This is a genomic window from Streptomyces sp. BPTC-684, from assembly GCF_030028635.1.
Classification (GTDB): Bacteria; Actinomycetota; Actinomycetes; order Streptomycetales; family Streptomycetaceae; genus Streptomyces; species Streptomyces noboritoensis.
Genome location: NZ_CP124863.1, coordinates 6,832,724 through 6,843,214, shown reverse-complemented (window position 1 = coordinate 6,843,214; position 10,491 = coordinate 6,832,724). Strand labels below are relative to the sequence as shown.

Sequence of the window (10,491 nt, the reverse complement as noted above, 5' to 3'; positions counted from 1 at the left end):
GAGCCGGGTGAGATCGGACAGCCGGGTACGACGAATGGTTCCCTGGTGCTCGCGAAGCATAGATGTGGTGACCCGTCCCCCGAGTGCCGGGCACTTCACAGTGGCCGAACGACCGTAATTTCTGCCTGCGGCAAGCTGCGACAGCCGCAAAATATACACTCGATCGGGCGGTTGACCAGAACAGGTTGACCACCCGGTTCCGTATCTCACATGACGCCCCCGATAACGTCAAGCGCCGCACGTCGAGGCCTCTGGCGGGCGCCCGGGCGCCGACCGCAAGCCCTAGGCTGACGGACGGCTCCGCCAAGAACTTGAATGCTGGACTTCACCCGCAGCGCGCACGAGGAGAAGGATCGACCGTGGCAGGATCGTCCATGAGCAGCCCCTGGATCCGGCGGTTCCACCCCGCCCCGCAGGCCGCCACCCGGCTCGTCTGCTTCCCGCACGCGGGCGGCTCCGCCACGTACTACTTCCAGGCCTCCCGGGCACTCTCGCCCGAGGTCGATGTGCTCGCGATCCAGTACCCCGGCCGCCAGGACCGGCTCGCCGAACCGTGCATCGAGGACATATCCGTCCTCGCCGACCGCATCGCCGAGGAACTGGCCCCCTGGACGGACCGGCCGCTCACGCTCTTCGGCCACAGCATGGGCTCCGCCGTCGCGTACGAAGTCGCGCTGCGCCTGGAGCGGCGCGGCACCGCCTTGCTGGGCCTGTTCGCCTCGGGGCGCCGCGCCCCTTCTGTCGCACGTGACGGTTATGTCCACCTCGGCAGCGACGAGGACCTGCTCGCCGAGCTGAAGCGGCTCAGCGGCACCGACGCGCAGGTGCTCGCCGACGAGGCGCTGCTGCGGATGGTCCTGCCGACGATGCGCGGCGACTACCACGCCATCGAGACCTACCGCCCCACCCCGGCCGCACCGCTGACCTGCCCGGTCGTCGCCCTGTCCGGCGGCGACGACCCGGTGGTCGAACTCGACGAGGTCGCCCTGTGGGAGCGGCACACCTCGGCGTCCTTCCGGATGCGGGTGTTCGCGGGCGGCCACTTCTTCGTCGACGACCACCTCCCGGCCATCACCCGCGAGATCCGCGAGCACATCGCGACCGCGAACGCCCGCTGACCGGTTTCGGTGCCGGGTCCTTCGAACCCCGGCGCCGACCGGCTCGTACACGTATGTCACGCTGGCCCGGGCACGCAACCGAGGAGTGGACGACCGCATGGAGCCGCACGCATACGCAGCCTTCGACGCGGTCGGTCTGCGCGAGCTGATCCGTACGCGCGAAGTGAGCGCCGCCGAGGTGGAGGACGCCGCCCGGCGTGCGGTCGAGCACGTGAACGCCGACCTCAACGCCCTGACCGGGCCGTTGTTCGACCCGGCCCCGGCGCACGAGCCGGACGGGCCGCTGGGCGGGGTGCCGTTCGTCATCAAGGACAGCGGCCCCTTCACCCAGGGCGTGCCGTTCACCCTGGGCAGCCGCAGCATCCGGGGCGCCTACGCCCTGGTCGACCACGATCTGATGGCCCGCTTCCGCACCGCCGGACTGGTCGCCCTCGGCCAGAGCACCGCCCCCGAGTTCGGCCTCAACTTCGCCACCGAGTCGGTGCGCTACGGCGTCACCCGCAACCCGTGGGACCTGGAGCGGGGCGTCGGCGGCTCCAGCGGCGGCTCGGCCGCGCTGGTGGCCGCCGGGGCCGTACCGTTCGCACACGCCAATGACGCGGGCGGCTCGATCCGCGTCCCGGCCTCCTGCTGCGGCCTGGTCGGCCTCAAGCCGAGCCGCGGCCGCACCCCGTCCGGACCGCTCACCGGCGAGGCCGCGTTCGGGCAGCTGGTCGAGTTCGGCCTCACCCGGACCGTACGGGACGCGGCACACCTGCTCGACGCCGTGTCCGCGCCGACGGTCGGCGAGAAGTACCAGCTGGCGCCGGTCACCCGGCCCTACGCCGACGAGGTCCGCACGGACCCGGGCCGGCTGCGGGTCGCCCTCACCACCGTGCCGTGGTCGGGCGTGCCCGTCGACCGCCAGGTCGCCGAGGCGACCGTCGCCGTCGGCCAGGTCCTGGAGTGGATCGGCCACACCGTGACGGAGGCGAGCCCCGACGTCGACGCCGACGAGGTGGTGGAGGCGGTCGTGCTCAGCGCCGTCTCGACCGGCGGCGCGGTGCTGCGGGGCGCCCCGCGCCGACCCGACCCGTCCGCACTCGAAGGCGTCTCGCGCCGCGTCCTGGCCGAGGCCGAGTCCTTCACCGCGCTGGACGTCCTGGCCGCGATGGAGGCCCAGCACCTGGTGACCCGGCCGATCGGCCGCTTCTTCCTCGACCACGACCTACTGGTCACCCCGACGCTGGCCCAACTCCCCGCCCCGCACGGCACCCTGGACTACGACGACGCCCGCCACAGCGTCCGCTCCTGGCTCCGCCGCATCTTCGAACACGGCCCGTTCACGGCCCTGTTCAACGTCTCCGGCCACCCCGCGATCAGCCTCCCCCTGGGCCAGAGCCGCGAGGGCCTGCCCATCGGGGTTCAGCTGATCGCCGCCCATGGCCGCGAGGACCTGCTGCTGCGGGTGGCGGCGCAGCTGGAGCAGGCGGTGCCTTGGAAGGAGCGGCAGCCTGGGGTTTACGTGGACTGAGGGGACGGTCCCCTTCCCGGGGCGACGCGGTCACCTACCGGCTTCCGTCCGGGAAAGCGGTGCCGCCCCGGGGGTGGCGGCGGTTACTTGTTCCGGGAGCCGGCCGGGCCCGGGCGCCTGCGGCCGGAAGCACCGGGCTTGCGCGCCGGGGAGCCCTTGCGCGGGGCGCCGCCGCGGGCGGGCGGGGCCGGGGCGGTGGCGTCCTTGTTCCAGTGCGACGGGCGGTCGAGGCCGACCGGGAGGAGGGTGACGGCGTCGCCCTGCGCCGCGTTGACCTGCGTCTGGGTGAGGAAGAGGCAGTCGGTGAGGTCGGCGCCCGCGAGGTTCGTGTCCCGGAAGTCCGCGCCGATCACATCGGCGAGCCGCAGGTCCGCGCCGCTCAGGTCGGCGGCGATGAGATACGCGCCGCGCAGATCGGCCCCGCGCAGGTCGGCGCCCTTGAGCCGGGCCCCGAACAGGTCGGCGCCCCGGCGGTCCTTCTTCTTGCCCCGGACCTCGGCGCGCACCAGCTCGCTGGTGCGCAGCAGCAGCGTGTTCACCTCGGCCCGGTGCGCCGCCACGTCCAGGCCGAGCAGGGTGTCCACGTCACTGAGGGTCAGGCGCTCGATCTTCTCCAGCTCGGCCCGCACCTGGGGGTGGACGGGCCGGGCGGCCGGGCGGGCCAGCGCCTCCGAGAGGTACCAGAGCAGCTCGTGGAACTGCCGCATCACGGGGAGCGCGGCGAACATCTGCCGCGCGCCGTCCGGGGCCTCCCGCCAGTTCTGCCCGGCAAAGGTGACCTGCGAGATCTTCTGGCCCGCGCCGAAGCAGTCGTACACCGTGCACCCCTGGAAGCCCTTGGGACGCAGCTTGTCGTGGATGCCGCAGCGGAAGTCCTGCTGGAGGTTGGGGCAGGGTTCCCCGACGGCCTTGTCGATCGCGAAGTCCGTCGAGCGGGAGAATGCCAGCGCGACGCAGCACAGACCGAAGCAGTTCGCGCAGTCGGCCCGCAGTTCGGATGTCTCGGACAAGGTGGGTGGTCTCCTGCGCTGTCGGCCCCGGTACGGCTCTCGATCGGACCCGTGACGGACCGCGAGGCCCCGTACGGGCAGGTCAAGCCTATCCCCTGCGGCTCTCCCCGCGGAGTGGACACCCGAACAATGGATCTTGATGGTCCGGGGAGGGATGTCCAGTGGAACGCGAGTCTCCGTCTCGGCTCGCAGGCCGAGTCGGGTGCCGTCGGCTCCCGGGAGGGCTTCGTCAAGAAGGGCGGGGGAACGCTGAAGAACAGGGTCCGACTCTTCGTACGGACCACACCCGGCCTGGGGTTCACCCCGCAGTACGCGAACTGCGCCGAGGTACCCGATGACGAGGCGGGCCCCGGCACCGCGTTCAAGTACACACGTACATCCGTCTGTTCCTTCGAGGGCGAGTTCACGCCCGGTGTGGCCTACGAGACGGACGTGCCGCTGGATGTGGTGCGGCTGGCCAACGCCTCCTCGGCCGAGCGCTCGGCGCTCACCGGGGCCGAGGGCGGGCGTGCGGTCCCCGGCCCGGGCACGAAGAAGTTGGGACTGCGGGTACGTACGCGCGGCGATGTGGTGGGCCAGTCCTCCGCGACCCAGCGCAATCTGTACGAGCAGACCGCGCCCGCCGATCTCTCGGTCACCGGGAACGCTAAGAAGGCGAAGGTGGGCCAGACCCTCACGCTGACGGCGGGACTGCGCAACGACGGGCCAGCGGAGCTGTACGACGGTGACAACGCCGACGGTATCGCCTTCGTCAGTGTGAAACTGCCCGAGGGCGTACGGGTGGTGAAGGCAACGCAGGCGTGCAAGCGCGTGGAGGAAGGCGCCCTCTACCGATGCTCGTCCGGCGACCGGATGCCGGTCCACCGGGCACAGACGTTCCCCTTCGAGGTGAAGGTGGACAAGGCGGTCGAGGACTCCGTCGGGTCGGTCACCCTGCTGGGCATCGGCTCGCTGGGCGACCCCGCGAAGTACGACGTCGACAGCGACGACCACACGGCCCGGACCGCCCTGAACACGACCGCCACCGGCACGACCACCTCCGGGACGACCAGCGGGTCGGGCAGCGGCGGTGCGTCCGGAGGCTCGGGCGGCTCGACGTCCGGAGGCGCCTCGGGTGGCTCCGGCACCACTGGCTCGGCCGCCTCCAGCGGCACCAACGGCGCCTCCGGCGGCCACCCGGCCTCCACCGGAACCTCGGCCGCCGCGCTCGGGAGCGGCGCGGTCCTGCTGCTCGGCGCGGGTGCAGCGACCGGAATCGCGGTGCGCCGGCGCAGAGGCACCGGGGTCGAGCCGACCGGGCCTTCGCGGCGACCTGGACCTGCGCCTCGCCGTGGGTACACCGTGACCATCCTTGACGCCGGAGGGGCACCCGATGCGATGCCCCCGGGCGCCCCTCTCAGAGCGGCACCCCAACGCGCGCAGCCGCGCCGGCACCGGCCAGGCTTGTCATGAGCCCATCCCTCACCAGCGGGTAGGCTGCTGAGGGCACGCGCACCGCACGGGGGATTTTGCATGAGCGACGACAAACTGCCCGAACCATCTCAGCTGCCGCTGTCGCCGGACGAGCTGAAGCGGCACCACTCCGAATGGGCCGCCGGCATCACCAAGGCCCCACCCGCCGACAGCTACGTGGACCCCCTCACCCCGGTCCCCCTGCATCCAGGCCCGTCGCTCACCGGCCCGCCGCTTCTCAAGCCGCCGCTCCAGGGCCCGTCCCTCCAGGGGCCCCCACTCGCGGCCACGCCCGACTTCCGGCTCGGGCCGTACCCGCCCCTCACACCCCCGGGCCCGCCCCAGGACATGCTCCGCATCGCGCCCGGTGTCCTCACCGCGGCGGCAGGCCGCGCGGACGAGATCCACACGGCCTTCACCAAGCCCGCGGCCGCGCTGGAGGACCCCGCGCAGAAGGCGTCGGCGGCGATGGACGGCTGGGAGTCGGCCAAGGCCATCCGTACGGCGGGCAGGCAGTGGGAGAAGCAGGCCGGCACCGTGGCCGGGTGGCTGGCCCGCATCTCCGAGAGCCTGCGCATGGGAGCCCGGGACTATCACACGACGGACACCGCCGTGGACGAGTCGCTCCAGTGCGTCGTACCGCGCCGATCGAAGCTGGAGGGGCTGTAAGTGCCCTCGTTCTACCGGGAGATCCTGGACACCGACCTCGGCCCGCTGCAGAAGCTCGCCGACCAGTGGCGCACCACGCACACGGACCTGACCGGGCTGCCCAAGCGGGTCCACGACGAAGTGCTCACACCGCTGCGCGACAAGGGCTACTGGGAGGGCGCGGCCGCCCCGTACGCCTGGCGGATGATCGACGACGTCGAGCGGCAGATCGAGGCGGCCTCCAAGGTCGCGGAAGCGGCGGTCGGTGTCCTCGACGACGCGCTCGGCGAACTCAAAGCCGTCCAGAAGGACCTGAAGGACGCGGTCCGGCGCGCCCAGGACAGGGGGCTGTACATCGACACCGACGGCGCCGTCTCCCCCGACATGGTCAACGGCGTGTGCAAGGTGATCGAGAAGGGCTCGGCGGACGCGAAGGCCATCGAAGACGCCCAGCGGGAGATCGTCGACATCGTGAAGCGGGGCATCGTCGCCGACCGCAACCTGGCGTTCTCCCTCATGTCCGACATCGGGCTCGGCGACTGGTTCAACACCGCCCCGCAGCACAAGAACATCGACACGACCAACACGATCAGCCAGGCCGACTACAACGCCTTCGACCTCGCGATGCAGGGCAAGGACCCGCACCCGCGCACCCAGGGCGACGACCCGTACTCCCTCGGCTGGGACTGGGTCACCGGCAGCGGGCCGCGCGACCGCGAGTACCACGACGGCGACCGGATGACCGAGCTGATCAAGTCCAGCGTCAGCATGGAGCAGCTCCGTGCGGACACCCTCGCCAACTGGCGCCAGGACGGAAACGACGAGGGCACCGTCAGCTACTCCATCTCCAAGGGCGGAAAGATCGGCGCCCTCGAAAAGCTCGTCCTCACCGACCTGCCGGCGATCGCCACCGGCGACAAGGACCACCTGGGCGAGGCGTTCGTCGGCTCGTACTCCCTTGACTACTCGGTCAAGGGCCAGGACCCCGACGGCTCCCTCGTCGTCGAGTACACGCTCAAGAACAAGACCAGCAACGAATCCTTCCTCCACTACGTCGGCTACTACGACTGGCTGAAGAAGACGAACCGCGAGGACGGCGTCTTCTCCACCGTCGGCCAGCGGATGACCTGGACCGAACGCATCCCGGCAGCAGGGAAGTAGCACCGTGCCCCACCACTCCCGACGCGCCCTCGGGGCCGTCGCCGCCCTCGTGGTCCTCGCCGCCACGCTCACCGCATGCGGTTCCGACGCCCTCCAGCGCTGCGTCCCGGTCGCCGCCGAGTCCGCTGCGCCCGGCGAACTCATCGGCCGTTACGAGGGCGCGCACGAGGCCGAGGGAGTGCGCCTCACGCTGTCCTCGGGCGGTGTCATGCGGGCGGAGAAGTGGCCCACCGGCGACTACCACCGCGCCGACCTGGGCGACACGTTCAACGGCTCCGGCACCTGGGAGATCGAACCGGCCACGGCGTCCCGGGACCGCGCGCTGCTGCGTCTGCACTTCACCAAGCCCACGCTGTTCCTCAAGGGCGACACCCTCGACAAACTCACCATCGGCATCGACTCCACCCGCACGGACCTCTACGAGGACTTCGACCCCGACGTCTGCCCCGACTTCCGGCTCCAGCTCCGCAAGCCCTGACCGACGGGCCGTCAGGACCGGGGCGTCGGCGGCCGCGCTCAGGCGCGGCGGACCCGCCAGAGCCATGCTGCCGTGCCGGCCAGCAGGGCGAGCATCGCCAGGTTGGCCCAGAGGGCCGGGGTGTCGCCCGCCGGGCCGCCGCTGGACAGGTTCCAGGCGCCGATGACGACGGTCGGCAGGACGGCCGCGAGCAGGACGCCGGTGGTCTTCTGGACGGCGATCCAGTGCACCGAGGTGCACAGAAGCACCGCGCCGGTGATGCGGAACAGGACGCCGATCAGCGGGCCGGGGAGGTCGGGGAAGACCATCATGAAGGGCAGCGAGAGGGTGAGCATCAGGAGCGGGACCAGGGGGTGCACCTTGCCGCGCCGGGCGGGTGCGCCGGCAGCGCCCCGGTGCGAGGCCCCGTTGTCCGCCTCGGCCAGTGCCGTCTGCGCGATCGTGCGAGGGTCCCCGAGCTGCGCCAGGACCATGGCGATCGCGGCGTCGGGGCGTTCGGCGCGGGTCACCTCGATGTGTTCGGCGAGGTCGGCGAGGAGTTCCTGGCGACGGTCGGCGGGGAGTGCGGAGGCCTCGCGCTCGACGGTGGAGAGGTAGTCGCGTACGGGGTCGATCGAGGTCTTCATGCGAGGTCTCCGGTGGAGGGGGGCGGGGTGGTCAGGAAGGCGTCGACGGCGTTGCGGAAGCCGGGCCAGACCCGGGTGAACTCGTCGAGTGCGGACCGGCCGCTGTCGGTGAGGGCGTAGTAGCGACGGGGTGGCCCCGAGGCGGACTCCTGCCAGGTGGTGGTGACCAGGTCGTCGCGGCGGAGCCGGGAGAGCAGCGGGTAGACCGTGCCCTGGCTGGTGGCCAGGGCACCGGAGGCCTCCAGGGCGTGGAGGAGTTCCACGCCGTAGCGGGGGCGGTCCCGCATCAGGGCGAGTACGCAGTACTCCAGGACACCCTTGCGCAGCTGGGCGGCTGCCCGGGCCTGCTTGGTCGAATCACCTGGTTCCATGCGATGCAAGATACCTGGTGGGGCAAGGGGATGGGAGAGGGGGGTGTAGTTCCTTGCGGGCACGGGCTGAGCCGGGGAGACGTTGCTTCTACCGTGGCGGGGTGGAGGTGGGATGCCATGGTGTCGTTGCCGGAAGAGCTTCAGGCGCGGGAGGCCGGCCGCGGCTCGGCAGCGAGTAGAGGAACTCCAGGCCGAGGCTGCTGAGTTGGCCCTCCGGCTGGGAGAAGGCGCGGGAGGACCTGTCGCGGCTGGAGGTCACGCGGGAGACCGTCGCGCAGGTCCTGGCGGAGCCGTCGGCCACGCGGCCCGCACGGACCGCTGCCCTGCGCATCCTCGGGTTCCACGGCTCGGAGCCGGTGAACCGGGTCCGAACCGCGGGTTCCTCCGGTTGAAGTTCGGTTGAATGGAGACGTGGCACACGACGTGGGGTTCGACGAAGACGACCTGCGGGCACGGGCGGGGTCCCGTTCCTTCCAGCGAGGGCTGGGCTATCTGGACGCGGTGGCCGGCCTGGAGGTCGGGGACGGCTGGATCACTGCCAGGGTGCAGGGCACCGACGTCTACGAGGTGGAACTCGCCCTGGACGGCGACAGAGGAGTCCTCGGGGACTGCGCCTGCCCGTACGGGCAGGAGGGCCACTTCTGCAAGCACTGTGTGGCGGTGGGACTGACGGTGCTGCGGCAGGCGGAGGCGATCCCGCGGCAGCGGGCCGCCGCCGCAGCCAGGGCCGACGCGCTGGAAGCGTGGCTGCGGGCGCTGTCCCGCGAGGAGTTGCTGACGCTGCTGCGGGAACAGCTCGCCGACGACCGGGAGTTGCGCCGCCGCCTGGAGCTGCGGGCCACGGCGGCCCGGTCCGACCTCGGCACCATCCGCGACCGCGTCCTCGCCCTGCTCGATCCCCGCCCCTTCGCGCGGTACGGCTACGTCGAGTACGCCGACGCGCACGCCTACGCCCGGCAGGCCCAGGAGGTGGTGGCCGCGCTGCGCACGCTGGCCGCGGACGGCCGACCGGCGGACGCCGCGGCGCTGACCCGAGAGGCGATCGAGGCGCTCTGCCGGACATATGAGGAGATCGACGACTCCGACGGCGCCGTCGCAGAGGTCGCGTCGAGGCTCGCCGAGGCCCACCTGGAAGCGTGCCGCGCGGCGCGGCCCGATCCGGACGACGTGGCCCGATGGCTGGTCGGCCATCTCCTCGGGGACCTGGGCGACGCCGTGGACATCGATGTGTACGACTACCGCGAGGTGCTGGGGGAGGCGGGGCTCGCCCGGGTGCGGCACCTTGCGACCGAGGCATGGCAGCGCAAGCCGTCCGGTTGGGCGGAGCAGTACCTGATGGAGCGGCTGGTCAAGGCGGAGGGCGATGTGGACGCCCTGGTCGCCGTGTACGCGGCGGACCTCAGCCCGACCGGCGCGACGCACCTGCGGATCGCGGAGGAACTCGATGCGGCGGGCCGTGACGAGGAAGCGCTGCAGTGGGCCGAGCGGGGGGTGAAGGCTGCCTGCAAAGCCCCGAACTTCGACGGGCGCCTGGCCGATTACGTGTGTGCCCGCTATACGCGGGCAGGGCGGACGGACAAGGTGGTCGCCGTACGCCGCGATCGCTTCCGCGCGCACCGCTCGCTCGATGCCTACCAGCAGCTGCGGACCGCGGCCAAGGCCGCGGACCGCTGGGACCGCGAACGCGAGACGGCCCTGGAAGCGCTGCGTGAGGACGCCCGACGGCAGCGGCACGGCCGGTACGGCGGCCCGGTGCTGATCGACGCCCTGCTCGACGACGGCGACCTGGACGCCGCCTGGCGGGCCGCGCACGACGGCGCCGACGAGAAGCAGTGGCTCACCCTCGCCGACCGATCGGCCGACACCCACCCCGCCGACGCCCTCACCGTCTACCTGCGCCTGATCGAACCGCTGAAGAAGACCACCGGCGACCGCGCCTACCAGCAGATGGCCCGGCTGCTGCTCGGCGCCCGCGCCTGCCACCGGGAACTGGGCACCCAGCAGGAGTTCACCGAGTATCTCGCCGCCCTGCGGACGGACCAAAAACGCAAGCGCAACCTGATGAAGATCCTCGACCAGCACGGGCTGTGACGACGAGGCGCCTCTTCTCCGTC

10 protein-coding genes are annotated in these 10,491 nt (G+C 71.8%); 7 read left to right on the top strand and 3 right to left on the bottom strand.

Features of this window, described 5'->3' with window-relative positions; translation table 11 throughout:
* Positions 1–374: 374 nt before the first annotated feature.
* Together QIY60_RS30695 and QIY60_RS30690 are read left to right on the top strand one after the other, a co-directional pair.
* Entirely contained in the window at positions 375–1,118 is a 744-nt protein-coding gene (locus QIY60_RS30695; protein WP_283145433.1) for an alpha/beta fold hydrolase, read from the top strand.
* 97 nt (positions 1,119–1,215) lie between these two features.
* Positions 1,216–2,631 carry an amidase family protein gene (locus QIY60_RS30690; RefSeq protein WP_283145432.1) on the top strand — a complete coding sequence of 472 codons (1,416 nt, stop codon included), beginning with the start codon at positions 1,216–1,218 and terminating at the stop codon, positions 2,629–2,631.
* Positions 2,632–2,714: 83 nt separating this feature from the next.
* Here the strand turns inward: QIY60_RS30690 and QIY60_RS30685 are convergent, their stop codons facing one another.
* The gene (locus QIY60_RS30685) at positions 2,715–3,641 is read right to left on the bottom strand and encodes a pentapeptide repeat-containing protein (protein ID WP_283145431.1); all 927 of its coding nucleotides are present in this window, start codon (positions 3,639–3,641) and stop codon (positions 2,715–2,717) included.
* 129 nt (positions 3,642–3,770) lie between these two features.
* Between QIY60_RS30685 and QIY60_RS30680 the strand changes: the two genes are divergently transcribed.
* From QIY60_RS30680 to QIY60_RS30665, 4 genes are read left to right on the top strand one after another with little or no spacing between them, the layout of a single operon-like run.
* Positions 3,771–5,093 (top strand): hypothetical protein, encoded by a 1,323-nt coding sequence (locus QIY60_RS30680; protein ID WP_283145430.1) that lies wholly within the window; start codon positions 3,771–3,773, stop codon positions 5,091–5,093.
* A gap of 60 nt (positions 5,094–5,153) precedes the next feature.
* Entirely contained in the window at positions 5,154–5,762 is a 609-nt protein-coding gene (locus QIY60_RS30675) for a hypothetical protein (protein ID WP_283145429.1), read from the top strand.
* The gene (locus QIY60_RS30670) at positions 5,763–6,902 is read left to right on the top strand and encodes a hypothetical protein (RefSeq protein WP_283145428.1); all 1,140 of its coding nucleotides are present in this window, start codon (positions 5,763–5,765) and stop codon (positions 6,900–6,902) included.
* Positions 6,903–6,906: 4 nt separating this feature from the next.
* Positions 6,907–7,380: a hypothetical protein gene (locus QIY60_RS30665; RefSeq protein ID WP_283145427.1), complete on the top strand. Its 474-nt coding sequence runs from the start codon at positions 6,907–6,909 to the stop codon at positions 7,378–7,380.
* Between the two features lie 38 nt (positions 7,381–7,418).
* Here QIY60_RS30665 and QIY60_RS30660 read toward each other — a convergent pair whose 3' ends face one another.
* The gene (locus tag QIY60_RS30660; RefSeq protein ID WP_283145426.1) at positions 7,419–8,006 is read right to left on the bottom strand and encodes a hypothetical protein; all 588 of its coding nucleotides are present in this window, start codon (positions 8,004–8,006) and stop codon (positions 7,419–7,421) included.
* Positions 8,003–8,377, bottom strand: a complete 375-nt coding sequence (locus QIY60_RS30655; protein ID WP_283145425.1) for a PadR family transcriptional regulator — start codon at positions 8,375–8,377, stop codon at positions 8,003–8,005. Before QIY60_RS30655 ends, QIY60_RS30660 begins: the two co-directional genes overlap by 4 nt.
* A 411-nt stretch (positions 8,378–8,788) precedes the next feature.
* Between QIY60_RS30655 and QIY60_RS30650 the strand changes: the two genes are divergently transcribed.
* Positions 8,789–10,468 (top strand): SWIM zinc finger family protein, encoded by a 1,680-nt coding sequence (locus QIY60_RS30650; protein ID WP_283145424.1) that lies wholly within the window; start codon positions 8,789–8,791, stop codon positions 10,466–10,468.
* Positions 10,469–10,491 lie beyond the last annotated feature (23 nt).